Source organism: Pseudomonas sp. H3(2019) (assembly GCF_007713465.1).
In the GTDB taxonomy this organism is placed as follows: domain Bacteria; phylum Pseudomonadota; class Gammaproteobacteria; order Pseudomonadales; family Pseudomonadaceae; genus Aquipseudomonas.
In genome coordinates this window covers 61,876-88,249 of the sequence record NZ_VMSG01000012.1, presented here as the reverse complement: position 1 = coordinate 88,249, position 26,374 = coordinate 61,876, and the positions used below count along the sequence as shown (strand labels likewise).

The window sequence follows — 26,374 nt, the reverse complement described above, 5'->3', positions numbered from 1 at the left end:
CCTTGAAGGCGGCAAGTCGGGGCACAACCTGCGAATCAGCTCAAAGCGGTGCTTCGAGGCGAAGTCGGTGACAGCCTAGACGAAAAAACGAAAAGTATATCAATCAGTTAACCAATCTTCTGGAAAAAGTGCACTAATTGACTTTTATTTTGTCGCTCGGCAGTTTGAGTGGCCCAAAGGCATCGCTCCGGATGCGCAGAGGGTAATCTCGAAAATGTGAAAGGGACATGAAAAACCGGTGTCGAGAATGTTTAACCGTAACCTTTACAGCAAATGTTCAGACTTTTCCAACACTTAAGGCGCTTTCTGACAACTATCGCCATTTTTCAGGCACTGCAAAGAAAATCGTCGCTTGGCCCGCATATCGCTAAAAAGATAGTAAATAGCTTGCCAAGACTACTTCACCCTGTGTCCGCGTCAAGCTGCAAACTATGGCGTCGCAACCGCCTGGCGGCGTGCAGGCTCAGTCAACACGTGCGCGTTACCGAGAGTGGAAATGTGTACCAGGCTGCCAGCGGCCGGTGCATGTACCCCGGAACTGCGAACCAGTAACGAGCGGCTCGCTGACTGTCCATCCGTAGCAGGTGAGGGTAGCTTCAGTTCCACCGTCAAGGTGCAGGTATTGCCGCCAAAGTCGCGATCGGTCACCACCCCAATGCAGCCGCCCACCTGCTCCAGATCGGCGGGCTGACTGGAGATCTGCAACTGCTCGGGGCGCAACATGATCTGCGCCGCACCGTTTGGCGAGGTATTGCTGACATGAACCCGGCCCAGGTCGCAGGTTGCTTGGCCATTTTCGACCCACGCCGGCATGACCACGGCATCACCGAGGAACAGCGCCGTTTCTTCATCGCCAGGATACAGATACAGATCCATCGGGTGCCCGGTCTGCACTAGCCGACCCTGACGCATCACGGCCAGTTGATCGGCAAATGACAACGCTTCGGCCTGATCGTGAGTCACCAGGATGGTGGTCACGCCGGTGTCTGACAGAAGTTTGGCAACCATCTTGCGCATGGACGCCCGCAGGCCGGTGTCCAGTGCTGAAAAGGGTTCATCCAGCAGCATCAGCCGAGGCCGTTGCGCCAGGGCGCGGGCCAGGGCGACCCGTTGTTGCTGCCCACCGGAAAGCTCATGCGGCCAGCGCTGGCTCATGCGTGAGTCCAGCGCCACCATGTCCATCAACTCGGCGACGCGTTCTTGTTTCAAGGCGGCATCACCCGACAGTCCAAAGGCAATGTTGCCGGCCACCGTCATGTGTGGGAACAGTGCACCGTCCTGGGGCACATAACCGATCATGCGCTGATGCGCGGGGACTTCGGTCGAGCCGTCGACCAGCGTCTGGCCATTGAGCGAGATACTGCCCGAATCGGGGAACTCGAACCCGGCAATCATCCGCAGCAAGGTAGTCTTGCCTGAGCCGGAAGGGCCGACAATGGCCGTGCGGCTGCCCGCAGGCACCGACAGGCTGACGTTGTCCAGGGCAGGCAGGGCGCCGAAGGTTTTGTAGATGGAGTTCAGTTCGAGAGCGTTCATCGGCCTGCCGTGCGTTTGGATTGATGATAGAGAAGCGCGGTCAACGGAAGCGAAAGCAAAATCATGATCAGCGCGTAAGGTGCCGCTGCGGCATAGTCGATTTCACTGGTCATGGCCCAAAAACCGGTGGCCAGGGTGCGGGTGCCACTCGGCGAGAGCAACAGGGTCGCGGTCAGTTCGTTGGTAATCGCCAGAAACACCAGCGCTGCACCGGCGGCTGCCCCCGGTGCGGCCAGGCGCATGGTAATCAGCCAGAGCGCCTGGCTTGGCGAACGGCCCAGACTGCGGGCGATATTTTCCAGCTCTACCGGTGCCTGGGCAATACCGGCACGCAAACTGACCAGCGCGCGCGGCAAGAACATCAGCAGATACGCCAGCAGCACCGTGATGGTGGTCTGGTAAATCGGCCGGGCAAAGCTGATGGTGACGGTCACCAGCGCCAGCGCCACGACGATTCCTGGCAATGAGCTGGTGATGTAGTTGCAGCTTTCCAGAATGCGATGCAGGCGCCCTGGCGAACGTATCGACAACCAGGCCACCGGAACTGCCGCGCAGGTGGTGATCACCGCACCGACACTGGCCAGTACGAGGGTCTGCTTCAATGCCGGGAGAATTTCCGCCATGCGCCAGACGTCCGCGCCACCGGCAATCAACCATTGGGCCAGGGTAATCAGCGGTACGCCGAGGGCCAGCACGCTGGCGATGATTGGCAACAACAGTGCTGCGGCTTTGCTGTTGCGTGTCAGTCGCTGGGTGCGTTGCAGGCGCGCACTGCCGGAGCCGACCCGTGCGTAACGGGCGTGGCCTCGGCAGGCGGACTCGGCGGTCAACATCAGCAGGCAGCACAGCGCCAGAACCCCGGCCAGCATGTTCGCCGCCGGGCCGTTGAAGCTCGATTGGAACTGGTCGAAGATCGCTGTGGTGAAGGTGTCGAAGCGAATCATCGCGTACAAGCCGTATTCGGCCAGCAAGTGCAGGCCGACCAGCAAGGCTCCGCCACAGATGGCCAGGCGCAGTTGCGGCAGCACGACCCGGAAAAACACCGCCCAGGGCTTCAGGCCCAGCGATTCGGAGACATCTTCGATGGCTGGATCAAGACGCCGCAGGGTGGCGGCGACTGGCAGATAGAGGAACGGGAAGTAGGCGATAACCGAAACCAGTACCCCGGCAAACAACCCGTGAATCGGTGGTACCAGGCTGACCCAGGCATAACTGTGGACAAAGGCCGGCACCGCAATCGGTGCCGTTGCCAGCACCGACCAGAGGCGGCGGCCCGGCAGGTCGGTGCGTTCGGTCAGCCAGGCGAGTGCCACGCCGAGCGCGATACACAGGGGAATCGTGATCACCACCAGCAACACGGTGTTGATCAAAAGTTCGGCCACGCGAGGCCTGAAGACCAGCTCGGCAATCGTCGCCCAGCCGGTCTTGATGGAAATGCCGATGACAAACGCCAACGGCAGCAGGGCCAGCAACGACACCAGAATAGATATGGCCACCACCCACGAGCCGCTGCGCCTCCCGGAGGCGCGGCGAGGGTGTTGACGAGGGTTGGCCAGAGTCGTCAGATCGACGACTTCACTAGCTTCTGGCAGCGCGACTGGCTTGGACATCGGATTACAACAACCCCGCCTGAGTCATCAGTTCAACAGCCTTTTTGCTGTTGAGTTTGGAGGCATCGACCGCAGGTGCGTCAAGTTGCGCCAGCGGCACCAGTTTCGGGTTCGACTCGGCATTCTGGCCGACGGCATATTCAAACGAGTTGCCGTTTTTCAGAATGGCCTGGCCTTCTTTGCCGGTGATCCACTTCAGGAACGCCTGAGCTTCTTCCTGGTGTTTGCTGGACGCCAGGACAGCGCCACCGGAGAGGCTGACAAACGCGCCCGGATCTTTGTGCTTGAAGTAGTGCAGCGAGGTGTTCTTGCTGTTTTCGCCGGTTTTGCTCTGATCGACGAAGCTGTAGTAGTGGTAGATCACGCCGCCTTCAATCTGACCGGCGTTCACTGCCTTGAGCACAGCGCTGTTGCCACGGTAGGCGGTGGCGTTGGTTTTCATGCCTTTCAACCATTCCAGGGTAGCGGCTTCGCCCTTGAGTTCCAGTACGGCGGCGACGATGGCCTGGAAATCGGCGCCGGCAGGCGAACCGGCCCAGCGACCTTTCCAGCTTGGGGAAGCCAGGTCCATCAGAGACTTTGGCAGATCAGCTTCGGCCAGCTTGCTTTTGTTGTAGACAAACACGGTCGAGCGAGCGGCGATGCCCACCCATTTGCCATGGGCCGGGCGATAGGCCGAACCGATTTGCTCCAGGGTCGACGGCGCAACAGGGGTAAACAGCCCGGCGTTATCCACCAGTACCATGGCCGGGGAGTTCTCGGTCAGGAACACGTCTGCCGGGGAGGCTGCACCTTCTTGCACGAGCTGATTGCCCATCTCGCTGTCATCGCCGTTGCGCAGCGTGACCTTGATCCCTGTTTCATGGGTAAAACCTTCGACCCAGGCCTTGGTCAGGGTTTCATGCTGCGCGTTATAGACCACGATGCCGTCGCTGCTTGGCGCAGCAAAGACATGGCCAGCAGCCATAAGGGCGGTGGCGAGCAGCGCGGTTTTCAGAAACGAAGGGCGACGGTGATTCATTTTGTTAGCAGCTCCTGCAGTTTTATGAAGAATCAGGTGGGCAAGCCTGTTGTTCGATTCCCGCAATCCCTGCAGCTCGCCCAAAACAATGCGAATCATTCGCATGGATTTTGGTGGCGGCAATGTAGTGCGGGATATGTGAAAAAAACGTCAAACAAGTCGTTAATCAATGTCGTTTGTATTTAGATTGAGGCGCTAAGGAGGGAGTTTGAAGGAGAGAGTGGTTTGAATTCAAACACTATCGTCGATGAGGCCCACTGATTTCATGTGAGCGGTGCTGGAAAGGATCGAGAGGCCCGTCGGGCCTCTCGATGCATTTTACTGGGCGGGGGCGTTGGGGATGAAGGCGACGCTGGCGTCCGAGCGCGGATGCAGCAGCCGTTCACCGTTGTCTGGCTGTGTGACGACGGCCTGATGGTCGACGCTCAGGTAGTTCAGCGGCAACTGATCGCCACGTTTGTAGTGCGCGACAATGATGGTGCGCTGCGGGTCCCACTGGTGGCCGCTGGTTTTTTCCAGCCAGGCCATGAACTGCGCGGTGGTGCCTTCACGGGGGAAATCCTGGGTGTCAGGCACATAGTAGAAAGGCGCGCCGTCGTTTTGCAGGTACATCGGGACTTTGTTGTCGACCTCGACCATCACCATCCGCCATTGATTCCATGGCGCGATCTGGCTGGCCTGAGCCTTGACGTCCTTGCCGAACTGCACAACGCCACCACCCGTATTGCTCCAGGGCACGATAATCCCGAGGATCAGCAATAGCAGGACCGTCGTGACACCAAAACCGATCTTCAGGCCGCGTCCTTCGGCTTTGCCGGCAGCGCGCCGTTGTTCCATGTGCCGGGTGACCCACCAGGCCGCCAACAGTTGGGCAAACGGCACCAGCGGCAAGACGTAATAACTGCGTCGGCTACCACTGGCCGTAAAGAACAGGAACAGCAAGCCCAGACCCCAGATCAACCAGCGGGCATTGGGTTCGAGTGTGCGCCAGTTACGAGCCGCGACCCACAGCCCAAGCACCCAGTACGGTGCCCACGGCAGGGTATAAACCGGCAAGTAGATCAGGTAGGTGTAAATGGGCCCGATGTGGTCGAACGGCTGGAAAAACCGCACTACGTTTTCCCGGAAGACCAGTCCCAGACCGCTCTGGGCGGAGGTGGGTGCGCCGTAGATATTCGACAACACGAACGGCACTGCGTAGACCAGACCGCCGACCAGCAGGGCGACGCATAGACGCAGGTTGAGGTGACGTTTCCAGCGGCCTTCTTGCAGCAGATGCGGCAGCAGCACCAGACCCGGCAGGATAAACCCGATCAGGCCTTTGAACAGCGAGGTCATGGACAGCAGCAGGAAGAACACGCAGTAGCGACCGAGCCGCGTGTCGTCCGGGCCACGCCAATACCACCAGACCGCCGCCAGCACACCGCACACGGTCAGAATGTCAGCCGTCGCGACCCGGGCCCAAAAGACGAAATAGAAGGTGGTTGCGAGCATCCAGCCGGCGATCAGCCCAGTGCCTTTGCGAAACAGTTGCTCGCCGATCAAGTAGACCAGCCAGACACTCAGCCAGGCGGCAATCACCGAAGTCAGACGCAATGACCAGTGACCCAGGCCGCCTGTAAACCAGGTGGTGGCGGTAATCAGCCAGTAGGAGGGCAGTGGTTTGTCGTAATAGGAGCCGCCCATGAGGTACGGGTCGAAGTAGTTACCGCTTTGCAGCATCTGCAGCGTGATATTCGCCCAACGGGTTTCCGGGCCCCAAAGTTCCCGTGTGCCCAGTCCCAATAACAGGAGTAGCGCTGAAACCCCAAGCAGGATCAGCAGCGCGCGTGTTTCCGTTTCCCGCGACTTCATGTGGTATTTCCCTTCGGTCTCGACCGCCAGCTGCAGGATTGCGCCTTGCCATTGAACGCCGCAACCTGTGCGCCGAGGTCAGAAAATGCAGATCATCTACTTGCCGGGTGACGATCTGTAGATCATCCCCCGGTAAACCGGTGCATCAGGAGTCTTCAGGGCAGTTTCGGGAAAATCAGGATCTCGAGTTCACCCCGTTGATAGCGCTTGCCATCGATCGGCAGCAGCAAGACTTCCTGTGCTTCCAGGGCATTTTTCACTCGCATGACCACACCCACCGAACCCTTTTTACGGGCTTCGGTCATCCACTGCTCGACACTGTTCATGTCGACTTTGCGGTGTGCGGCCTCAGGGAAATCAGTACCGTACTTCAGCTCACCCACCGTGTTGTACAGGTCAACTTGCGGGCGTTTCAGGCGCCAGGACAATGCCGAAGCCGCGCCCAGATCGTTACTCAGCAGTGAAGTGGTCTCGCTCAATTCCTGAACATGCTCGGCGATGAACTGGTCAGGCATTTTGCTGTTGACGATGACTGCGGGCATGGCGGCCGGCAACAGGGCGACCAGTAGCCAGATTCCCAGCGCCGGAGTGGCCCAATAGACCAGCGGTCGGAGGGCTTGCAGGGCGTTGGCGATGATCCAGCCGGCCAACACGATGAAGCCCAGCGACAGGGTGAACATTTCGGTGTTTTCAAAGATCGGCCTGGTGATCTGCAGATAGATCAGGACAATCAGGGCAATCGTCGCGATTGCTACGTTGATCAAACCGTTGATGCGAATCGCGCGGCCACGGGCCTCGCTCACCAGATCGATCAGTGTGCTGGCCATCAGCAGCGCCAGCGGCAGCAGGCACGGCATGATGTAGGTCGGCAGCTTGCCTTTGCTCAGGCTGAAAAATACCAGCGGCAGGAGCATCCACAGCAACAGGAAGCCGGTGGTGTTTTGAGTCTTGTTTTTCCAGGCCTGAACCAGTGTCGATGGCAACAGGGCCGCCCACGGCAGGCTCGAAACCACCATGATCGGCAGGAAGAACCACCACGGCCGGGTGTGCTGAGCATCGTCGGCGGCGAACCGGCGAATGTGCTCTTGCCAGAAGAAGTACCGCCAGAAGTCCGGTTCGTGACTATTGATCGCCAGCACCCACGGCAGGCTGACAATGATGGCGACGACCAGCGCTACCAGGCCATAGCGCAGCAATTCACCAAAGCGCTTTTGCCAGATCATGTAAGGCAGTGCGATCAACACCGGCAACAGCCAGGCAAGGAAGCCCTTGGTCAGGAAGCCCATGCCACAGGCGAAGCCGAGCAAGGCCCAGGCACCGAGTTTGCTGCGTGGGGTTTTGTTATCCAGGGCAAACCACAGGGCAACCAGGCTCAGGTTGACCCAGAAGGTGAATTGCGGATCGAGGTTGGAGTAGCCAGCCTGGCCGGCGATCAGGCCAAAGCTCATGTAGAGCAGGGCGGCCGCGAAGCTTTTACGCGGATCGTTCCACAGGCGACGGGCGATCAGATACGCCAGCCACACACTCAGCCCGGTGGCGACTGCCGAGGCAATACGCACGCCAAACAGGTTCTCGCCGAAGATCGCCTGACCGATGGCAATCATCCAGTAACCGGCAATGGGTTTCTCGAAGTAGCGAAAGCCCATGAAGTGCGGAGACACCCAGTCACCGCTCAGCAACATCTCCTGGCTGATCTGCGCGTAGCGGGGTTCGTCGGGAATCCATAACCCATGGCCGACCATCGGCAACAGGTAGAACAGGCCGAAGGCCAACAACAGGCAGGGTAGAGCCCAGCGCTTGATCATTTGACTCGTGCTCCCTGCAACTTCATGCGACGGTTCGGATTGCTGCGTGAGCAATCGGTAAGGTGATGCGTGGCGAGTATTATTGTTCGCTTCATGGGACGGCCTTGATACCGGAAGACGTTGCTCGGTTTTTGGTGTTTTGGTTATGACATTCGGTGCTGCACCGGCCTTCTTCAACAAAGAAGCGTGCGGGGGCGCAGACATCGCTGTGGCGAGCCGGCCGTATTATTCGGCAAAAGAATAACGTCGACGCATGACATTCCTGGGCCTCCTGGCAGCGGGCTGGACGGGTGCAGGTGAGTGAACCGCTGTGAGCGGGCACCGCATGCTACAAGCGGAGCGTCGAGTCTTCCATTGAGGATTTTCCCCAGACGGGCATTCAAGCGTGAAATCCCCGGCTTTCCAGCAACTCGCTGAAAAAAACAAAGTTATTCAATTTGTTTCAAATGCATGCCAGCGCTGGCGAACTGCCGTAATAGCTATTTTTTTGAGTTCGTTAACAGCGCTGGAGTGTCCCGGCAAACCGGACTATTTGCTGGCGAATCGCTTATCCAGCACGGCTGGCCAGTCCCCGGAATTCACAATGCCGAGCACTTTCAGCTGTCCGTCAGCCGTCACCGAAACGAACAGGGCGCTGGTGTACTGACTGGTGGGAGCATGCTTGAAGCCGGTTTGTTTCTCGAAGTCACTGATGCAGCCGCTGTGCGTGACCAGGACCAGATTGCGATGCGCCGTTTTGTGTGCGACCACATCGTCACGCATGGTCTTGCCGCATTGGGCCAGCCATTCCTGATTCGACGCCTCTTTGCCAAACATGTACTGCGCGGTTTGCATCGTGCGGGTCGCCGGGCTGCTGAACACATCCGCATGGTCCATGCCCAGGGCGTTGAACCCCTTGCCGACGTCTGTCGATGCCGCGCTGCCTACCTGGGTAATGCCATCGGCTGGGCCCAGGCACGGATTTTTCGACTGATCGCAGCGCTCGGCGTGTCGAACCAGCACCACCACATCGCCTGCCTGCCAGTGTTGGAATACGCCAGCCGTTGCCATGTGATCACTTTCCGCCAGCATCGCTGGAGACCGGGGCCACAAGGTGAACCCCGTCACCAGGGCGGCGACTACGACGGCCGACGCCGCTAGCGTGACTTTCAGAAACCGTTTTTTGACCGCTCGTTTAGGCGAGTCCTTGGGTAATGCAGTATTAACCACGCCTTTCACCTGTAAGTCGTATTGGGACGAAGAATGTCGATTCCGTTCAGCAGGCAGCTTAGACAATTCACAAAAAACGCGAGCATGAAGGTCGATTTGTGACGATCAATGTAAAGACGCGCAAGTGGGGGATAAGTGAAACGAATGTGAAAATTTTGCTAGTGCTCTTAACCTTCCCTTAACGATGGCTAATTGTTTGATTTTAATTGCATTGCCAAGGGCCAGAGGTGCCTCCGCCAATACCCCGTACGGGGTCGTCGGGAAGGCGATAAAAGCCGCCCAAAGCCGATTGTTTCAAGCCGTTTCGTGAGGCTGTTTTCCCAGCAGATCGATTCGGCACCCCGGGGCCGCGTCGTAGACCGCAAGCTTCATGTCGTGCAACCGTGCCACCGCTGACACCATGCTCAAGCCCAACCCATTGCCGGGTGTGTGACGGCTCAGTTCTGAACGGTAGAGCCGGCGAAATACCGCCTCGCGCTCGGCTTCCGGAATGCCCGGACCGTTATCGATGACCCGAATACCGATGCCCGTTGCGTCGCTGATGACGCTGAGACTGACGCTGCTATGGTCGGGAGAGAACTTGATCGCGTTATCCAGCAGGTTGCAGCAGGCATCGAACAGCAGTTGCGCATCGCCAGCGATCAGCGTTGGTTGCGCGCCGGCATGGAACGCCAGGCTGATGCCGTGTTCCTCGGCCAGTGGTTCATAGAGTTCGGTGGCATCGGCGCCGATCAGGTTCAGATCGACCGGCGCAAAGTGGCTGCGTCGTGCGCTGTCTTCAATTTCGGAAATGCGCAGCAAGGCACGGAACGTCATCAGCAGGCCCTTGGCCTCGCTCAGGGCCGAATCAATGCTGGCGGCATATTCGTCCTCGCGCAGCCCCCGCCGTTGTGCGCGCTCAAGGCCCGCAATCAGCCGGGTCAGGGGCGTGCGCAGGTCGTGGGCGATGTCGTCGCAGACGCCCTTGACCTCGCTCATCAAGCGTTCCAGTTCATCGAGCATGCTGTTGACGACGTGGGCGAGGCGGTCGATGTCATCGTTGTTGCCCAGGGTGGGCAAGCGGCTGCTCAAGTCGCCCTCGATGATGCCTTTGATCGAGTCGCTCAACTTGTCGAGTCGGCGCCGCGCCGAGTAACCGAGGCCGATCGCACCTAACAGGCCAACCACCAACAGCAGGACCCCACCGGAAACCAGCGCATGGACCAACAGTTCGTCGAACTCGCCGATATCATGCATGTCCTGGGCGACCAGCAAGGTTTTGCCGTCTTCCAGTTTATGAACGATGAACCGCACCGGACGGGAGCGATCATTGGTTTTTTGCCAGTCAAATTCGGCGGGGCGATCATATTTTCTGAACGGCGGCAGTTGATGAATGGCGCCGACAATGTACTGGCCGTTTTCATCGAACAAACTATGGGGCAGGCGGCCTTCGGTGTCCGAAAGGGTGTGCTTGCGGATTTCCTCTTCGCGCAGTTGCGGGGTTTGTTGGCTGCGATTCTCTACCTGACGATAGAGCGCAGTGTCGGCCTCGGTCTTCAGGTAAAACGCGGTCTGCCAGTAAATGTAGCCGAACAGCGCCAGAAACGAGCAGCCGAACAACCCGAGGAACATCAGGCCCGTGCGAAAACTGATGGTGCGCGGAATCTCACTCAGGTGAACGGAGAACATAGCCGGCCCCCCGAATGGTATGGATCATCTGCGGTTCACCTTCGGCGTCGATCTTGCGACGCAGGCGGCCGATATGCACCTCGATGACATTGGTGCGCTCGTCGTAGCTGTAATTCCACACGGCTTCAAACAACATGGTGCGTGTGACTACCTGTTCAGCGTTGCGCATCAAGTGTTCCAGCAGCGCGTATTCACGCGGAACCAGGTCGATGATTCGATCGCCACGGCGCACACTGCGGCGCAACAGGTCGACGTGCAGGTTGCCGACGCGCAGTTGATTGTCCGGTTCGCGGGTGGCGGGCTCGGCACGGCGACGGCTCAAGGCGTCCAGCCGTGCGGTCAGTTCGATGAATTCGAAAGGCTTGGTCAGGTAGTCATCGCCACCGGCGCGCAAGCCTCGAACACGCTCATCCAGCGCGCTCAGGGCGCTGAGGATCAACACCGGCGTGCTCACGCTCGCCGCTCGCAAGGCGGTCAATACGCCCAACCCGTCGATGCCGCCCGGCAGCATCCGGTCGAGAACGATCAGGTCGAAGGGCTCGCTGAGGGCTTTGAGCAAGCCGTCGCGGCCATTGTCCACGCACGTGACGGTAAACCCGTGGTCCTGCAGGGCTGCTTCAATTTCGCGAGCGGTGGAGTTGTCGTCTTCGACGACCAGAACGTGGGTCATGGGAGTTGAACCGGCCACTTGAACGGGTTAGAGATGGCATAGTGTGTCAAATCCAGGCAGACGCCAACGTCGCCGCCGGATAAATAAAAGTTTAGGTTTCTGTTAAGAGAGAAAGCTCCTTGCGCATTCTAGTTGTTGAAGACGATGCCCAAACCGCCACCTACCTGTTGCGTGGGCTGATGGAAAGCGGGCACGTGGTGGATGTCGCCGAAGAAGGCAATGATGGACTGGCCATGGCCCTGGAAGGGATTCATGATGCGTTGATTGTCGACCGGCGCCTGCCGGGGCTCGACGGCATTGCGCTGGTAAGGGCGATACGCAGTCGCGGTTTGCGTATCCCGGTGCTGATGCTCAGTGCTCAGTCGACCACTGCGCAAAAGGTCGAAGGCTTGCAAGCCGGTTGTGACGATTACCTGGCAAAACCGTATGCATTCGCCGAGGTGCTCGCACGCCTCGACGCCTTGTTGCGCGGCGCCGATCAACCGAGTGCGGCGGGGCGCAAGCTGGAAGTCGGCGAACTCGAACTCGACTGCGCGACGCGTACGGCCGTGCGTCAGGGCCGCAGCATCGTTTTGCAACAGCGTGAGGCGCTGCTGCTGGAAAAACTCATGCGCCACAGCGGTCAGGTGGTCACCCGTGACATGCTGCTCGACAGCGCCTGGGATTACACCTTCGATCCCAACGACAATGTCATCGACAAACATATCCATCGTCTGCGGCGCAAACTCGATGAAGGTTTCGAGTACTCGCTGATCAAGACCATCCCGGGCGCGGGTTACAGCTTTCAGGGCAGTCGCGAGCCCGATTAAAAAAAAGTTTACCTGCAGGCGAACGCTCTGCAAGGCGCAGTTGGCTATCTTCGGCTCATTCGTGGACGTGCTCCACAAACGTTTCAGCCGGAGATCGCGTACCCATGTCAGTTGCAACCTCGCCGAGGCGTAACTTTTTATCCATGTCGGTGCTGCTGGGCGTATTGATGCTCGGTGGCTGCTCGATGGTGCCCGCTTACCATCAACCGGAGTTGCCACTGGCGGCAAACTGGAATGGCGCCGAGCAAACGTCCGCCGCACGGGGAGGGCAGTGGTGGAGCGAATTCCACAGCGCTGAACTGAATGACCTGATCACCCGCGGCCTCTCGGCCAACTACACCCTTAAAGCCGCAGCCAGCCGCATCGAAGAGGCACGCGCTTCGGCTCAGGTCGTCGGCGCCGGGCAATATCCGACCCTGGCACTGGGCGGCAATGTCCAGCGTCAGAACAATTACGGCACCACCAAGAAAAGCAGCGTGTTTGCCGAGGCAACCTACGAACTGGATTTCTGGGGCAAACAGCGCGCAGCCGCGGACTCCGCCGATGCATTGGCCAATGCCAGCGTGTTCGACGCACAAACCCTGCGCATGAGCCTGGGGGCGAGCATCGCCGACAGCTACTTCCAGGTCTTGTCGCTGGAAGAACGGCTGCGCCTGGCCCAGTCGATTGCCGACGACGCCAAGCAGGTGCTCGATCTGGTCGAAGTCCAGGCCAGCCAGGGCGCCGTGTCCAATCTTGAAGTGGCGCAGCAACGCAACGCCCTGCAAACCTTCCAGGCGGCGATGCCACCATTGCGTCAGCAACGCGATCTGGCGCTCTACCAATTGGCGGTACTGGTGGGCGAGACACCGCAAGGTTTTCAGCTGAAAAGCTCCGGTCTTGAGGGTTTGCAGATGCCGCGGCCGGCCGCTGGATTGCCGATCGGCCTGCTGCGTCAGCGGCCCGATGTGCAAGCGGCTGAAGCGCGACTGGTCTCGGCCAACTTCGATGTCGGGGTCGCCCGTGCGGCGTTCTTGCCGAATCTGTCGCTGGACCTGATCGGCGGCATCGACACCATTGTCGGCGGCACTATCTGGAGTGTGATTGGCACATTGGCCCAACCGGTGTTCACTGGCGGCCAGCTCAAAGGTCAATTGCACTTCGATCAGGCGCATGCACAGGAACTGACCGCCAGCTACCGCGAGTCAGTGATCGAGGCGCTGCAAGACGTCGAGACCCAACTGAGCGCCACCCGCGAACTGGATAAAAGCTACGCCCTGAATCAGGCCGCGGTGGACTCCGCCCGCGAGGCCGCCAGGTTGGCACAGGTGCGTTATCGACTGGGTTCCACCGACTTCCAGACCTTGCTGATTGTCGAGCGCACCCAGTATCAGGCCGAAGACACGCTGTTGCAGGTGCGCCTGCAACACCTGCAGGCCGCCGTCGGTCTGTTTCGGGCGCTGGGTGGCGATTTCACGCCCGACGCCATCGCATCCCTTTCTCCTTCTCAGGCGTCACACCTATGAATGCTAAGCCACGCGTTGCGAACCCTCGCCATCGAGCACTCTCCTGGGCGCTACTGATTCTCCTGTTGGGCGCAGGTGCAGGTGGATTTCAGTGGGTCAAGCGGGCTCAGGCGGCACCGGCTAAAACCGAGGCAACCGCGGTGCCGGTGCAACTGACGCAAGTCAGCCAACAGGACCTGCCGATCTGGCTCAGTGCGATTGGCAACGTCCAGCCGCTCAACAGCGTCAATGTGCGGGTCCGGGTGGATGGCGAGTTGCAGAAAGTCCTGTTCAAGGAAGGCCAGACCGTAAGCTCCGGCAGTCTGCTGGCGGTGATCGATCCACGGGTTTACCAGGCTCAGGTGGCTCAGGCGCAAGCGCTGGTGGCCAAGGATCAGGCGCAACTGGCCAACCTGCGGGTGAGCCTGGACCGGGCCAGCAAACTGGCGGCCGCCAAGGCCGGGCCGACTCAGGATGTCGACACCTACCGCGCCGAACTGGCAGCGCAACAGGCCACGGTGCAGGCCGACCAGGCAGCATTGGACACCGCACGCCTGCAACTGGAGTTCACTCAGGTCAAGGCACCGCTGACCGGGCGTACCGGCCAGCGTTTGCTGGACGTCGGCGCCATCGCCCATGGTGCCGAAGCCACGGGGCTGGTGACCATTACCCAGATGAACCCGATCTCGGTGGCCTTCGCCGTCTCCCAGGACGAACTCCCGCAGATCCTTGAAGAAAACGCCAAGGGCGCCTTGCAAGTGGTCGCCATGACCCGCGATGGCCATCAGGAAATCGCTCGCGGCCGTCTGAGCTTCATTGACAGTCAGGTCGCTGCGGCCAGCGGTCAGATCCAGTTGAAGGCCGAGTTCGACAACAACACCAACCAGTTGTGGCCTGGCGAATTGGTCAGCGCGCGCTTGCTGGTCAGCACCCGCCAGGACGTCACGGTGGTGCCGGCCAATGCCGTGCAGTTCGGCCGGCAGGGCAATTTTGTCTATGTGGTCGGGGCTGACCAACGGGTGCAGCCGCGTCAGGTCGATGCCGCCGCCGTGGTCGATGGCAAGCAGTGGATTCGTCAGGGTCTGGCCGCCGGAGAAACGGTCGTCGTGCAAGGCCAGTCACGCATTGCGCCGGGCGTCAAAGTCGCGCCGATCAAAGCTGACGAGGCCGCTGCGCTGGTGTCCGCCACACCGGTGGAGAGCGCACGATGAAAGGGCTCGCCGGACTGATTCAACGACGCGTCGGCCTTAGCCTGTTGGCGCTTGGGGTTATGTTGCTGGGCGCTTTCGCGTACTTCCAGTTGCCGGTAGCACCACTGCCTACGGTGGATTTCCCGACCATTCAGGTCACTGCCAAACTCTCCGGGGCCAGCGCCGAGACCATGGCATCGTCGGTCGCGACACCACTGGAAAGAGCCTTTGCCGCCGTTCCGCAAGTCACCTCGATGACCTCCTCGAGCGCGGCCGGCAAGACCCAGGTTGTGCTGCAGTTCGACCTGTCACGGAACATCGACGGCGCGGCGCAGGATGTGCAGACCGCGATCAACACCGCGACCCCGAACCTGCCGAAGACCATGACCAGTACGCCGACCTTCAACAAGGTCAACCCGGCGGAAGGGACGGTGTTGTCGCTGGCCGTGACCTCACCGACGCGTACGCTGCCGGAACTCGACCGTTACGCAGACAACTACATTGCCCAGCGTTTGTCGCAGATGCCCGGCGTCGGCCTGGTGGATTTCCACGGTGAGCAAAAACCGGCGGTGCGGATTCAGATCGACCCGGATGCGCTGGCCGCACGAGGCCTGAGCCTGGAAGACGTGCGCAGCGTGATCGGCGTCAGTACCGTCGATCAGCCCAAGGGCACCCTTGACGGGCAGACCCGTTCGGTCACGCTCGGCGCGACCGACCAGATGCTCGACCCGCAGCATTATCGGGATCAGGTGATTGCCTATAAAAACGGCATGCCGATCAAACTCGGTGACCTTGGCCGGGTAATCGCCGGTGCCGAAGATACCCAGCAAGCCGCACAGTTGGGCGGCGAGCCGACAGTGATTGTCGACATTCACAAACAACCGGGTTTCAACCTGCTGTCGACCATCGCCACGATCAAGGCCAAGTTGCCCGAATTGACGGCGTCGCTGCCTCGCGACGTGCAGGTTCAGGTGGTCGGCGACCGTACCCAGACCATCGAAGCCTCGGTCAACGACATGCAGTTCACCTTGCTGCTGTCGATTGCCCTGGTGGTCGTGGTGATCTTCGTGTTCCTGCGCAAGGCCACCGCCACACTGATTCCCAGCCTGACCATTCCGCTGTCGCTGGTGTCGACCTTCGGCGTGATGTATTTGCTCGGCTACAGCCTCGACAACCTGTCGATCATGGGCCTGGCCATTGCGGTTGGCTTTGTGGTGGACGATGCCATCGTGGTGATGGAAAACATCGTGCGCCATCTGGAGATGGGCAAGTCGCGCCTGCAATCGGCGGTCGATGGCTTGCGCGAAGTGGCGTTCACCATTGTCTCGATGACGGTGTCGCTGATCGCGGTGTTCTTGCCGATTCTGTTGATGTCGGGGATCGTCGGGCGCTTGATGCGCGAGTTCGCGGTGACGGTCAGCGTGGCGATCATCATGTCCTGCATCGTCTCGCTGACGATCACCCCGATGCTCTGTGCCTGGCTGCTCAAACCGCACGCCGAGAGTGAAGAGGGGCGTTTCGCCCAGGCCTGTGAACGGGCGTTCACCGGTTTGCACAACGGCTATCGCCGCAGCCTCGACTGGGTCCTCGACCATCAGCGTCTTACCCTCGGCGTGGCGCTGGCCACATTGCTGGCGACCGCGGTGTTGTACGTGAGCATTCCCAAGGGTTTCTTCCCACAGCAGGACAACGGCCTGATCCAGGGTGTCGCCGAAGCCGCTGCCGATATCTCGCCGATGGCCATGCGTGAACAGGTCAACCGTGTCGCCGAAGTCGTCGGTCATGACCCGGCGGTGGCCAAGGTATATTTCTGGATCGGCCCGAACCCGACGGTTAGCCAGGGCAAAGTGATGATCAACCTCAAGCCGTTCAGCGAGCGTACCGACAGTGCCCAAGAGGTGATCCGCCGTTTGCAACCGGCCCTCGATCAGTTGTCCGGGGTCAAGGTCTACTTGCAGGCTAACCAGGACATCCAGATCGGTGGCCGCGCGAGTAAAACCCAATACCAGTACACCCTTCAGGACCCGGACAGCGCAGAGCTGGATCACTGGAGCGGGGTGTTGCTGGAAAAACTCAAGACCTTGCCGCAACTGCAACACGTCACTTCTGACCAGCAACAGGCGATTACTCAGGCAACCCTGGTGATCGACCGTGCCACGGCTGCGCGTCTGGGCGTGACGGTGCAGGCCATCGACGACGTGCTGTACGACGCCTTCGGGCAGCGTCAGGTCGCGACGATGTTCACCCAGCTCGACCAGAACCATGTGGTTCTCGAACTGGACCCGCACTGGCAGACGTCCACCGCCACGCTGGAACACTTATACGTACGCGCAAGCTCCGGAACCCTGGTGCCATTGAATCTGTTGGCGAGCATCAAGACCGAGCAGGTGCCGATCATCATCAACCACCAAGGGGTATTTCCGGCCATTACCCTGTCGTTTGACCTGGCCCCCGGCCAAGCCCTGAGCGATGCGGTCAGCGCGATCAACCAGGCGTCTTTGGCGGTGGCGATGCCCGATTCTGTCGTCGGCAGTTTCCAGGGCACCGCCCAGGCATTTCAGGACTCGTTGAAATCACAACCCTGGCTGATTCTGGCGGCCATTCTGACCGTCTACATCGTGCTGGGCGTGCTGTACGAGAATGCGATTCACCCGTTGACGATCATTTCGACGCTGCCGTCCGCCGGGTTCGGTGCGCTGCTGGCATTGATGCTCTGTGGACAGGACCTGTCGGTCCTTGGGATGATCGGCATTATTTTGCTGATCGGTATCGTCAAGAAGAACGCGATCATGATCGTTGACTTCACGCTGTCGGCCCAGCAACGTGGCCTGTCTGCCCGAGACGCCGTGCGCGAAGGGTGCCTGTTGCGGCTGCGACCGATCCTGATGACCTCGCTGGCGGCATTGCTCGGCGCGGTGCCATTGGCGTTCGGCCACGGTGCCGGCTCGGAGCTTCGTCAGCCATTGGGCATTGCTATTGTCGGCGGCCTGGCGGTCTCGCAGGTCCTGACGTTGTACACCACCCCGGTCGTCTACCTTTGGTTTGAGCGTCGGCGTCGTAGCCAAAAACTCGTCGCGCAGGACATCAAGGTGTGACGTCGGCGTTCAAACACTGGAAAGACATGGATTCCAAGCAAAGCCTGGCAAAAAGGATTGTGATTGTTTTCGCACTGATGACTGCGTTTGTCGCAGGGGTCTTTGCGGTGGGCATTGTCGCGACCGTGCATATCGTTGAAAGAAAGCTCACCACCACCAGCCTGAGCGGTGGGCTGCAACGCCTGCTGCTGATGGACAACACCGATGACTGGACCCATCGGCCGGAAAAAGACGAACTGTTTTTCTTTGAGGGCGGGCTCGGTGAAATGGCCCCTGACGAACAGCTCAAGGCGCTGCAGCCGGGGGCTCAGGAAATCGTCTTTGGCGGTGAGGACTACTACGCGATGGTGAAGGTGGTCGAGGGTCGCCAATACGTCCTGCTGAAAGATCAGCGAAGCCATGAACAACGCGAACGCGTGCTGTACGCGGTGGTGATTGTCGGGTTCGTGTTGAGCATCCTGCTGGCAATTCTGTTGGGGTGGCTGCTGGCCCGACGCGTCATGGCCCCTGTGATCCGTTTGGCGCGTCAGGTGCGTCACCGCGATCAGCTACTGGAACTCGCGCCACCGCTGGCGCCCGAGTATGCCGTCGACGAGGTCGGCGAGCTGGCGATGTCCTTTGATCAAACCCTGGGCCGACTGCGAGAGGCGCTGGGCCGGGAAAAACTCTTCACCAGCGATGTCAGCCACGAATTGCGAACGCCGTTGATGGTGCTCGCCAGTTCATGTGAGCTGTTGTTGAGCAATCGTGCCCTGGATCAGCGCTCGATGGCCCAGGTCAGCCGTATTGCCAGGGCCAGCGATGAAATGCGACAGCTGGTCGACACGTTCCTGATGCTGGCGCGTGACCGGGACAACGACTCCGGTAACGGTGGCAACGCCTCCTTGAAAGAGGTCGCCGATGCGTTGGCCGAGATTTGGGGCAGGCTGATCCGGGAAAAAGGCCTGAAGTTCATCTACCTCGACGAGCAGACCTCAAACACCTGCTACAACCTGACATTCCTGCAATCGGTGATGGGCAACCTGCTGCGCAACGCCTGGCACTATACTGATCATGGCTTTATTCGCCTGACCCTGCGTGACCATGGCTTCAGTGTGGAAGACAGCGGCATCGGCATTCCGGAAGAAAAACGCCATGCGATGTTCCAGCCCTTTGTCAGGGGCGACGAGCACCGAGGCGAAGGGTTGGGATTGGGGCTGTCGCTGGTTCAGCGGATTTGCACCAACCAGAACTGGCGAGTGGAGCTCACCACCCGCGAACCCCACGGCTGCCATTTCGCCGTGGACCTGGCAGAGCGTCAGAAGCAACTTCTGCTCTAGCCAGCGCGGAAATGTCCGTTGGTCGGTTCGCCTGACAGGCCGGTCGATTTGCGCTCTTGCAGATCGACTAACCGGTAAATCGATGACGCATTTCAAAGAGGAGAGTGATCATGTCCTATGTCGATGGCTTTGTTGCAGCCGTACCCACCGCCAACCGCGATAAATTCAAGCAGCACGCCGAGTTCATGGCCGGTATTTTCAAGGAAAACGGCGCACTGAGCGTGACCGAATGCTGGGGTGACGATGTGCCTCAAGGCAAACTGACCTCGTTCCCGATGGCGGTAAAACTCAAGGAAGACGAGACCGTGGTGTTTTCGTGGATCATCTGGCCGGACCGTCAAACGCGCGACACCGGTATGAAGAAGTTCATGGACGACCCCAGGCTTCAATCCCTGGACAACTCAATGCCTTTCGATGGTCAGCGGATGATCTTCGGCGGATTCGAGATGATCGTTAACGTGTGAAGTATATCGCGTCATCCGGATCTCAGACGGGCCTGAAAAGGATGCAGGCCCGCCCCGGATAGCGCGCCGGTTATTCCGGAAGGGTGATTCGGCAGCTCTTGCGGTTGCGGATTTCGTTATCCGTCGGGCGCTCTTTCACAAACTCGAAACGCGGCTCGCCCTCGTTGTAGGTGACCAGCCACCCCCATTCCAGCTCGGACTCATCTTGCCCGGGCTTCGGCGGCGCAGCCCACCATGGTTCCTTGCTGACAATCTGGCGCATACCCCCTCCACGTGGTTTGGGTCCCTTCAACTATAACGTGGATGACTGGAGGTGCCAGAAATGCGTGTCGAGTGGGCCGGCAGATTAATGCCGGCCCACGTTCGTCAGATTAAAACGGTTTAACTGTCGGCGGATGTGGAGTGGTTTATCCAGTGGCTGACGACGGAGCTGGGACGCGAATTCTGCGATTGAAGCACGGCTGAAGAAATAGAACAGACAGAGCGTCCAATGAATGCGAGGCAAACATTAACCTGAGCGTAACAGTTCGCCGCTCATCTTGATTGATGCCGCCCTCCGTTAGCTCCTAAGGTAACTCCACGAAAGCGAACCCGTGGAGTGAGCATGACAACAACAATATCCCCCGACTCGCGCTGGACGCGGCGGCGCAGTGAAAAACAGCGCCGCCTGGAGCAGGTGCGGGGTCTTGCCGATGGCGTGGTGTTGCCCACCGATAAGATCGTTGCGGCGCTGGAGGCATTGATCCTGCCTGGTGACCGCGTGGTGCTGGAGGGCAACAACCAGAAACAGGCGGACTTTCTTTCCCGATCCCTGGCCAAGGCCGATCCGGCCAGGCTGCATGACCTGCACATGATCATGCCCAGTGTCGGCCGCTCGGAGCACCTGGACCTGTTCGAACGAGGCATCGCGCGCAAGCTCGATTTCTCCTTTGCCGGCACCCAGAGTTTGCGTATCAGCCAGTTGCTTGAAGAGGGTCTGCTGGAAATCGGCGCGATCCACACCTACATCGAACTCTACGCCCGACTGGTAGTGGACCTGATTCCCAACGTGGTGCTCTCGGCCGGTTTCATGGCCGACCGTGCCGGCAATATCTACACCGGGCCGAGCACCGAGGACACTCCGGCGCTGATCGAACCGGCAGCCTTCAGCGACGGCATTGTGATCGTCCAGGTCAACCAGTTGGTGGACGACGTCAGCGAGTTGCCCCGCGTGGACATTCCCGGGTCCTGGGTGGATTTCGTGGTGGTGGCCGACAAACCGTTCTACATCGAACCGTTGTTCACCCGCGACCCCCGGCACATCAAGCCGGTGCATGTGCTGATGGCGATGATGGCGATCCGTGGGATCTATGAAAAACACAACGTTCAGTCGCTCAACCACGGTATCGGTTTCAACACCGCCGCCATCGAATTGATCTTGCCGACCTACGGCGAATCGCTTGGGCTCAAAGGCAAGATTTGCCGCAACTGGACCCTCAATCCCCATCCGACGCTGATTCCGGCCATCGAAAGTGGCTGGGTCGAAAGTGTGCATTGCTTCGGCACCGAACTGGGCATGGAGAACTACATCGCCGCGCGCCCGGACGTGTTTTTCACCGGCCGCGACGGCTCCCTGCGTTCCAATCGAATGTTCTGCCAACTGGCCGGGCAGTACGCGGTGGACCTGTTTATTGGCGCAACCTTGCAGGTGGACGGCGACGGCCATTCTTCCACCGTGACCCGTGGACGCCTGGCCGGTTTCGGCGGTGCACCGAACATGGGCCACGACCCGCGTGGTCGCCGCCACGGCACTCCGGCCTGGCTCGACATGCGCCATGACGATGCCCCCGAAGCCTTGATCGAGCGCGGCAAAAAACTCGTGGTGCAAATGGTCGAGACCTTCCAGGAGGGCGGTAAACCGACCTTCGTTGAAACCCTCGATGCGGTTGAAGTGGCGAAGAAAAGCGGCATGCCGCTGGCGCCGATCATGATCTACGGCGACGACGTCACTCACCTGCTTACCGAAGAAGGCATCGCCTATTTGTACAAGGCGCGCTCCCTGGAAGAACGCCAGGCAATGATCGCGGCCGTGGCCGGCGTCACCGCCATCGGCTTGCGACACAACCCCAAAGACACCGCGCGCATGCGTCGCGAAGGGTTGATTGCGTTGCCCGAAGACCTCGGCATCCGCCGCACCGATGCCACCCGCGAACTGCTGGCGGCGAAAAGCGTCGCCGATCTGGTGGAGTGGTCGGGTGGCTTGTACAACCCGCCCGCCAAGTTCAGGAGTTGGTAATGCACGCACTTAATCTGCAACCCAAGCGCCTGACCCTGGCCGAACGGCTGGCGGACCTGGCGGTAGACGCATTGATCGACGAAGCCGACCTGTCGCCCAAACCGGCGCTGGTAGACCGTCGCGGCAGCGGTGCCCACAGCGATTTGCACCTGGGGCTGATGCACGCCTCGGCGCTGTCGCTGTGGCCGGCCTTCAAGGACATGGCTGAAGTGGCCATCGCGTTTGGCGAAGTCGGTCTGCCGCTGCGCGAGGCCCTCGGGCAAATCGGTCGCGACGGTGAACAAACGATGCTGGCCACCACCGATGGCGTGAACACCCATCGCGGAGCGATCTGGGCCTTGGGCCTGTTGGTCGCCGCTACCGCGCTGGAACCTGAATCCAGTGGCGCCAGCGCGGTCACTGTGCGCGCCGCGCGTCTGGCCTTACTCGAGGATCGCCATGCGCCGCGGCCGCTCAGCCACGGCGCCCAAGTGGCACAACGTTACGGGGCGCGAGGCGCTCGGGAAGAGGCACAACTGGGTTTTCCGGCAGTGATGCAATTCGGCCTGCCGCAACTCCAACGCAGCCGCGCGGCGGGCAGCGGTGAACAGAACGCGCGGCTCGATGCCTTGCTGGCAATCATGAGCACGCTCGCCGATACCTGCGTGCTTTACCGCGCAGGCGAGCAAGGTCTGCAAACGATGCAACTTGGTGCCCGGTCGGTACTGGAGGCGGGCGGCAGTGCCAGCCTGGCCGGTCGTCGCCGGTTGCATGAGCTGGATCAACAATTAATCGCGTTGAATGCCTCGCCCGGCGGCGCTGCGGATTTGCTCGCAGCCTGTCTGTTTATCGACCGCATCTCCTCTTGCGACGGCGTCATCCAGGGAGCTTTCTGATGGAAACCTTATCCTTTGAATTCCCCGCCGGGCAGCCGGCGCGGGGCAGGGCGCTGGTCGGCTGTGTCGGCTCGGGCGATCTCGAAGTGCTGCTCGAACCGGGACAGGCCGGCATGCTGACGATCCAGGTGCAGACCTCGGTCAATGGCAGCCAACAGCGCTGGCAGCATGTGTTCGCACGGATGTTTGACGGCCAGACACCGCCAGCGATGACCATCGATATTCATGATTTCGGGGCCACGCCAGGCGTGGTGCGCTTGCGTCTGGAACAAGGCTTCGAGGAGATCGGCCATGAGTGACAACGCAGCGCTGCTCAACAAACACAGCTTCGTCGAACTCGGTGCCCGGCAACGTGCCAAGGCCTTGCTCGACAACGGGACCTTTCGTGAATTGCTCGACCCGTTCCAGCGCGTGATGTCGCCATGGCTGTCGCGTCAGGGCGTAGTGCCGCAAGCCGATGACGGTGTGGTCATCGCCAAGGGCAGCATTGGCGGTTTGCCGGTGGTGATCGCCGCCATCGAAGGCGCCTTTCAGGGCGGCAGCCTGGGTGAGGTCGGCGGGGCAAAAATTGCCGGCGCGCTGGAACTGGCGGCCGAGGACAACCGCAACGGTATCGCCACCCGCGCCGTGCTGTTGCTGGAAACCGGCGGCGTGCGTTTGCAGGAAGCCAACCTCGGGCTGGCGGCGATTGCCGATATTCACGCGGCGATTGTCGATCTGCGCCAATACCAGCCCGTGGTCGGTGTGGTGGCCGGCAGTGTCGGTTGTTTTGGCGGTATGTCGATTGCCGCTGGATTGTGCAGCTATCTGCTGGTGACCCGCGAGGCGCGGCTCGGCCTCAATGGCCCGCAGGTGATCGAGCAGGAAGCCGGGATCGAGGAGTACGACTCGCGGGACCGTCCGTTCATCTGGAGTCTGACCGGCGGCGAGCAACGGTTCGCCAGCGGGCTGGTGGATCGGTATGTGGCCGATGACGTGGCGCAGATCCAGCAACAGGTCAGCGAGTTGTTGCAGCAGGGGCTACCCGCTGAACAGCGCAGTCGCCAGGCGGATCGGTTCCTGCAACACCTCGCGCGTCTGGATGCGCTGCCACAAATCGAACCGGCGACGGTTCGCGATCTGTACCAAGGAGCGCACTCATGAGCGGTTATTCCCTGAGAGGTTTGCACTGGTTTGACGCCCTGAGCGCCGACTCCACCGTCGTCGACGGATTGCCCGCTTCGTTGAAAGTCGCCGACGGCGTGTTGGGCGAGCTGCCGGTACGGTTTATCGCCGTGGTGGCCGATCCGCAGAACCGCTTTGTCCGCGCCCGTAACGGCGAGGTCGGTTTGTTGGAGGGCTGGGGTCTGGCCAAAGCGGTGGATGAAGTCATTGAAGTCGATCGCGCCAAACCGCAAAAAAGCGCATTGATCGCCATCGTCGATGTGCCGAGCCAGGCCTACGGTCGTCGCGAAGAAGCCTTGGGCATCCATCAGGCGCTGGCCGCTGCTGCGGACAGTTATGCCCGCGCACGACTGGCGGGGCATGCGGTGATCGGTTTGCTGGTGGGCAAGGCGATGTCCGGGGCGTTTCTGGCCCACGGTTATCAGGCCAACCGGCTGATTGCCTTGCGTGACCCGGGGGTGATGGTTCACGCCATGGGCAAGGTCTCGGCTGCGCGGGTCACCCTGCGTAGCGTTGAAGAGCTCGAAGTGCTGGCCGCCAGCGTACCGCCGATGGCCTATGACATCGACAGCTATGCCAGCCTCGGCCTGCTTTGGGAAACCCTGACGGTGGAGCAGATCGAGCAGCCGACCGCGGGCGATCTGGCTCGGGTCAGCGACTGTTTACGCCAGGCCATTGGCGACGTTGAAAGCACCGGGGCTGATTTGAGCTCGCGTCTGGGGGCGGCCAATCGTGCGGCGTCGAGCAAGGTTCGCCAACTGCTGCGTGAGCAATGGTGAACGCGTTTCTGGCCCATGACCTGCTCTGGGGCCTGACCCCGGAGCAGTTGCCAGCGGACGCACCGCGCTGGGCCGTCGAGGTGACACGCAAGGGTCAGCCAGTCGTGGTTCGACGCGCCTTGAGTGCCGCCGATCAGATTGCGGTAGGTGTGCGTGGAGCGTTGCGCGAGCAACGTTATGCCACATGGATGGCGGTCGAGGCGATCCGGCACCGGATTCGACCGGAAGACCTTTGTCATGTCGAGGCTGATCGCGACCTGCCGGCCTTGCAGGCCCTGGCGCAACTGCGACCGATGCTCGATGCCTGCGGTTGGGTCTGGGGCGTCAGCGGCAGCGCCGGGTTTGAGTTGGCCAGTGGTGTGACGGCCTTGCATGAGCGCAGCGATCTCGACTTGATCCTGCGCACGCAACAACCGTTGGACCGGGTTCAGGCACAGGAACTGCTGACATGGCTGGACGCCGCTGCGTGCCCGGTGGACATGCAATTGCAAACGCCACTGGGCGCGGTTGCCTTGCGCGAATGGGCCGGTCCGGCACAGCGGGTGTTGCTCAAAAACGCCCACGAAGCACGGCTGGTGACCGATCCTTGGTATCCACAGGAGCAACCAGCGTGAGCAGCCTGTTGGTGTTTCCCGGTCAGGGCGCGCAGCAGCCGGGCATGCTCCATCGTTCACTGCCCGAGGCGACTGTGATCGAGGCGAGCGAGGTGCTGGGGGAGGATGTTCTGTTACTCGATTCCGCCCAGGCGCTGAAGTCGACCCGTGCCGTTCAGTTGTGCCTGCTGATCGCAGGTGTTGCTGCAGCGCGTTTGTTGTTGCAGCGGGGATGTACAGCGGATTACGTGGCCGGGTTGTCCATCGGCGCGTACCCGGCGGCGGTGGTGGCGGGTGCGTTGCGTTTCAGCGATGCGCTGCATCTGGTCAGCCTGCGGGGAGAGCTGATGCAACAGGCCTGGCCGCAGGGCTACGGCATGACCGCGATCATCGGTCTGGACCTCGCGACCGTGGAAGGCTTGCTGTCACGGGTTCACAGCATTGAAACGCCGGTTTACCTGGCCAACATCAATGCTGATAACCAGGTGGTTATTGCCGGCAGCGACTCGGCGATGAAAGCTGTCGCCGAGTTGGCCCGAGGGTGTGGCGCAGGATTGGCCAAACGGTTGGCGGTCAGCGTGCCGTCGCATTGCCCGCTGCTCGATGAACCCGCGCAGGTGCTGGCCGAGGCGTTTGCCAAGGTGTCGTTGCAAGTACCGACAGTGGGCTACCTAAGTGGCAGCCGCGCCCGGCCGATCCGTTCGGTCGAGGCGTTGCGCGAGGACCTGGCTTTCAACATGTGCCGGCTCGTGGACTGGCGCGGCACCGTACAAAGCGCTTACGAGCGTGGCGTGCGGCTGCACATCGAACTGCCGCCCGGCGCGGTGCTGACCGCACTGGCGCGTCGGGTGTTTGAACAGGGCACGGTGATCGCCTTCGATGGTGCGCGCCTGGACACGTTGCAAGCGCTGCTGCGTGAGGAGGGAAGTCGCCAACCCTAGACACCGCTCACGC

Annotated in this window: 22 protein-coding genes; 13 read left to right on the top strand and 9 right to left on the bottom strand. The window is 60.6% G+C overall.

Annotated elements, in window-relative coordinates; translation table 11 throughout:
• Positions 1-429: 429 nt before the first annotated feature.
• From FPT12_RS14015 to FPT12_RS13980, 8 genes are all read right to left on the bottom strand, one after another.
• On the bottom strand, positions 430-1,536 hold the full coding sequence (locus FPT12_RS14015) for an ABC transporter ATP-binding protein (protein WP_145016780.1): 1,107 nt from the start codon (positions 1,534-1,536) through the stop codon (positions 430-432).
• Positions 1,533-3,146 (bottom strand): iron ABC transporter permease, encoded by a 1,614-nt coding sequence (locus FPT12_RS14010; protein ID WP_256676749.1) that lies wholly within the window; start codon positions 3,144-3,146, stop codon positions 1,533-1,535. The genes FPT12_RS14015 and FPT12_RS14010 overlap by 4 nt, the downstream gene beginning before the upstream one ends.
• A 4-nt stretch (positions 3,147-3,150) precedes the next feature.
• Positions 3,151-4,167, bottom strand: a complete 1,017-nt coding sequence (locus FPT12_RS14005; protein WP_145016779.1) for an iron ABC transporter substrate-binding protein — start codon at positions 4,165-4,167, stop codon at positions 3,151-3,153.
• 318 nt (positions 4,168-4,485) lie between these two features.
• Positions 4,486-6,021 carry a glycosyltransferase family 39 protein gene (locus FPT12_RS14000; protein ID WP_145016778.1) on the bottom strand — a complete coding sequence of 512 codons (1,536 nt, stop codon included), beginning with the start codon at positions 6,019-6,021 and terminating at the stop codon, positions 4,486-4,488.
• Positions 6,022-6,176: 155 nt separating this feature from the next.
• Entirely contained in the window at positions 6,177-7,826 is a 1,650-nt protein-coding gene (arnT, locus tag FPT12_RS13995; protein ID WP_145016777.1) for a lipid IV(A) 4-amino-4-deoxy-L-arabinosyltransferase, read from the bottom strand.
• A 528-nt stretch (positions 7,827-8,354) separates the two neighbouring features.
• Positions 8,355-9,035 carry a histidine phosphatase family protein gene (locus tag FPT12_RS13990; RefSeq protein WP_371922556.1) on the bottom strand — a complete coding sequence of 227 codons (681 nt, stop codon included), beginning with the start codon at positions 9,033-9,035 and terminating at the stop codon, positions 8,355-8,357.
• A 294-nt stretch (positions 9,036-9,329) separates the two neighbouring features.
• Positions 9,330-10,703: a sensor histidine kinase KdpD gene (locus FPT12_RS13985; RefSeq protein ID WP_145016776.1), complete on the bottom strand. Its 1,374-nt coding sequence runs from the start codon at positions 10,701-10,703 to the stop codon at positions 9,330-9,332.
• Positions 10,681-11,373 carry a response regulator transcription factor gene (locus tag FPT12_RS13980; RefSeq protein WP_145016775.1) on the bottom strand — a complete coding sequence of 231 codons (693 nt, stop codon included), beginning with the start codon at positions 11,371-11,373 and terminating at the stop codon, positions 10,681-10,683. The genes FPT12_RS13985 and FPT12_RS13980 overlap by 23 nt, the downstream gene beginning before the upstream one ends.
• Before the next feature lie 119 nt (positions 11,374-11,492).
• On the opposite strand from FPT12_RS13980, the gene FPT12_RS13975 reads away from it, so the two are divergent.
• The 6 genes from FPT12_RS13975 to FPT12_RS13950 all read left to right on the top strand — a co-directional run bounded on the left by FPT12_RS13975 (position 11,493) and on the right by FPT12_RS13950 (position 19,734).
• On the top strand, positions 11,493-12,182 hold the full coding sequence (locus FPT12_RS13975; RefSeq protein ID WP_145016774.1) for a response regulator transcription factor: 690 nt from the start codon (positions 11,493-11,495) through the stop codon (positions 12,180-12,182).
• Between the two features lie 104 nt (positions 12,183-12,286).
• Positions 12,287-13,687, top strand: a complete 1,401-nt coding sequence (locus FPT12_RS13970) for an efflux transporter outer membrane subunit (RefSeq protein WP_256676748.1) — start codon at positions 12,287-12,289, stop codon at positions 13,685-13,687.
• Complete coding sequence (locus FPT12_RS13965) at positions 13,684-14,877, top strand: efflux RND transporter periplasmic adaptor subunit (protein ID WP_145016773.1); 1,194 nt, start codon at positions 13,684-13,686, stop codon at positions 14,875-14,877. Before FPT12_RS13970 ends, FPT12_RS13965 begins: the two co-directional genes overlap by 4 nt.
• Positions 14,874-17,951 carry an efflux RND transporter permease subunit gene (locus FPT12_RS13960; protein WP_145016772.1) on the top strand — a complete coding sequence of 1,026 codons (3,078 nt, stop codon included), beginning with the start codon at positions 14,874-14,876 and terminating at the stop codon, positions 17,949-17,951. Before FPT12_RS13965 ends, FPT12_RS13960 begins: the two co-directional genes overlap by 4 nt.
• Before the next feature lie 26 nt (positions 17,952-17,977).
• On the top strand, positions 17,978-19,270 hold the full coding sequence (locus tag FPT12_RS13955) for a HAMP domain-containing sensor histidine kinase (RefSeq protein ID WP_145016771.1): 1,293 nt from the start codon (positions 17,978-17,980) through the stop codon (positions 19,268-19,270).
• Positions 19,271-19,380: 110 nt separating this feature from the next.
• Positions 19,381-19,734: a DUF1428 domain-containing protein gene (locus FPT12_RS13950; protein WP_054597451.1), complete on the top strand. Its 354-nt coding sequence runs from the start codon at positions 19,381-19,383 to the stop codon at positions 19,732-19,734.
• Between the two features lie 70 nt (positions 19,735-19,804).
• Here FPT12_RS13950 and FPT12_RS13945 read toward each other — a convergent pair whose 3' ends face one another.
• Positions 19,805-19,996, bottom strand: coding sequence for a hypothetical protein (locus FPT12_RS13945; protein ID WP_123581643.1), 192 nt, complete (start codon positions 19,994-19,996; stop codon positions 19,805-19,807).
• A 342-nt stretch (positions 19,997-20,338) separates the two neighbouring features.
• Here FPT12_RS13945 and mdcA point away from each other — a divergent pair, with 342 nt between their 5' ends.
• From mdcA to mdcH, 7 genes are read left to right on the top strand one after another with little or no spacing between them, the layout of a single operon-like run.
• Complete coding sequence (gene mdcA, locus FPT12_RS13940) at positions 20,339-22,009, top strand: malonate decarboxylase subunit alpha (RefSeq protein ID WP_145016770.1); 1,671 nt, start codon at positions 20,339-20,341, stop codon at positions 22,007-22,009.
• Positions 22,009-22,884, top strand: a complete 876-nt coding sequence (locus tag FPT12_RS13935) for a triphosphoribosyl-dephospho-CoA synthase (protein WP_145016769.1) — start codon at positions 22,009-22,011, stop codon at positions 22,882-22,884. Before mdcA ends, FPT12_RS13935 begins: the two co-directional genes overlap by 1 nt.
• Positions 22,884-23,183, top strand: a complete 300-nt coding sequence (locus FPT12_RS13930; protein WP_145016768.1) for a malonate decarboxylase subunit delta — start codon at positions 22,884-22,886, stop codon at positions 23,181-23,183. Before FPT12_RS13935 ends, FPT12_RS13930 begins: the two co-directional genes overlap by 1 nt.
• The gene (locus FPT12_RS13925; protein WP_145016767.1) at positions 23,176-24,027 is read left to right on the top strand and encodes a biotin-independent malonate decarboxylase subunit beta; all 852 of its coding nucleotides are present in this window, start codon (positions 23,176-23,178) and stop codon (positions 24,025-24,027) included. The genes FPT12_RS13930 and FPT12_RS13925 overlap by 8 nt, the downstream gene beginning before the upstream one ends.
• Positions 24,024-24,827, top strand: coding sequence for a biotin-independent malonate decarboxylase subunit gamma (gene mdcE / locus FPT12_RS13920; protein WP_145016766.1), 804 nt, complete (start codon positions 24,024-24,026; stop codon positions 24,825-24,827). Before FPT12_RS13925 ends, mdcE begins: the two co-directional genes overlap by 4 nt.
• Entirely contained in the window at positions 24,821-25,441 is a 621-nt protein-coding gene (locus FPT12_RS13915) for a malonate decarboxylase holo-ACP synthase (protein ID WP_145016765.1), read from the top strand. The genes mdcE and FPT12_RS13915 overlap by 7 nt, the downstream gene beginning before the upstream one ends.
• The gene (mdcH, locus tag FPT12_RS13910; protein WP_145016764.1) at positions 25,438-26,361 is read left to right on the top strand and encodes a malonate decarboxylase subunit epsilon; all 924 of its coding nucleotides are present in this window, start codon (positions 25,438-25,440) and stop codon (positions 26,359-26,361) included. The genes FPT12_RS13915 and mdcH overlap by 4 nt, the downstream gene beginning before the upstream one ends.
• Positions 26,362-26,374 lie beyond the last annotated feature (13 nt).

Excerpts from the sequence above, each read along its gene's own strand:
- FPT12_RS13915 (WP_145016765.1), top strand. The coding sequence starts at position 24,821 with ATGGTGAACGCGTTTCTGGCCCATGACCTGCTCTGGGGCCTGACCCCG.
- FPT12_RS13945 (WP_123581643.1), bottom strand. The coding sequence starts at position 19,996 with ATGCGCCAGATTGTCAGCAAGGAACCATGGTGGGCTGCGCCGCCGAAG.
- FPT12_RS14015 (WP_145016780.1), bottom strand. The coding sequence starts at position 1,536 with ATGAACGCTCTCGAACTGAACTCCATCTACAAAACCTTCGGCGCCCTG.
- FPT12_RS14000 (WP_145016778.1), bottom strand. The coding sequence starts at position 6,021 with ATGAAGTCGCGGGAAACGGAAACACGCGCGCTGCTGATCCTGCTTGGG.
- FPT12_RS13965 (WP_145016773.1), top strand. The coding sequence starts at position 13,684 with ATGAATGCTAAGCCACGCGTTGCGAACCCTCGCCATCGAGCACTCTCC.
- mdcE (WP_145016766.1), top strand. The coding sequence starts at position 24,024 with ATGAGCGGTTATTCCCTGAGAGGTTTGCACTGGTTTGACGCCCTGAGC.
- FPT12_RS14010 (WP_256676749.1), bottom strand. The coding sequence starts at position 3,146 with ATGTCCAAGCCAGTCGCGCTGCCAGAAGCTAGTGAAGTCGTCGATCTG.
- FPT12_RS13970 (WP_256676748.1), top strand. The coding sequence starts at position 12,287 with ATGTCAGTTGCAACCTCGCCGAGGCGTAACTTTTTATCCATGTCGGTG.
- mdcA (WP_145016770.1), top strand. The coding sequence starts at position 20,339 with ATGACAACAACAATATCCCCCGACTCGCGCTGGACGCGGCGGCGCAGT.
- FPT12_RS13960 (WP_145016772.1), top strand. The coding sequence starts at position 14,874 with ATGAAAGGGCTCGCCGGACTGATTCAACGACGCGTCGGCCTTAGCCTG.
- arnT (WP_145016777.1), bottom strand. The coding sequence starts at position 7,826 with ATGATCAAGCGCTGGGCTCTACCCTGCCTGTTGTTGGCCTTCGGCCTG.
- FPT12_RS13950 (WP_054597451.1), top strand. The coding sequence starts at position 19,381 with ATGTCCTATGTCGATGGCTTTGTTGCAGCCGTACCCACCGCCAACCGC.
- FPT12_RS13980 (WP_145016775.1), bottom strand. The coding sequence starts at position 11,373 with ATGACCCACGTTCTGGTCGTCGAAGACGACAACTCCACCGCTCGCGAA.
- FPT12_RS13930 (WP_145016768.1), top strand. The coding sequence starts at position 22,884 with ATGGAAACCTTATCCTTTGAATTCCCCGCCGGGCAGCCGGCGCGGGGC.
- FPT12_RS13955 (WP_145016771.1), top strand. The coding sequence starts at position 17,978 with ATGGATTCCAAGCAAAGCCTGGCAAAAAGGATTGTGATTGTTTTCGCA.
- FPT12_RS13935 (WP_145016769.1), top strand. The coding sequence starts at position 22,009 with ATGCACGCACTTAATCTGCAACCCAAGCGCCTGACCCTGGCCGAACGG.
- FPT12_RS13925 (WP_145016767.1), top strand. The coding sequence starts at position 23,176 with ATGAGTGACAACGCAGCGCTGCTCAACAAACACAGCTTCGTCGAACTC.
- FPT12_RS14005 (WP_145016779.1), bottom strand. The coding sequence starts at position 4,167 with ATGAATCACCGTCGCCCTTCGTTTCTGAAAACCGCGCTGCTCGCCACC.
- FPT12_RS13985 (WP_145016776.1), bottom strand. The coding sequence starts at position 10,703 with ATGTTCTCCGTTCACCTGAGTGAGATTCCGCGCACCATCAGTTTTCGC.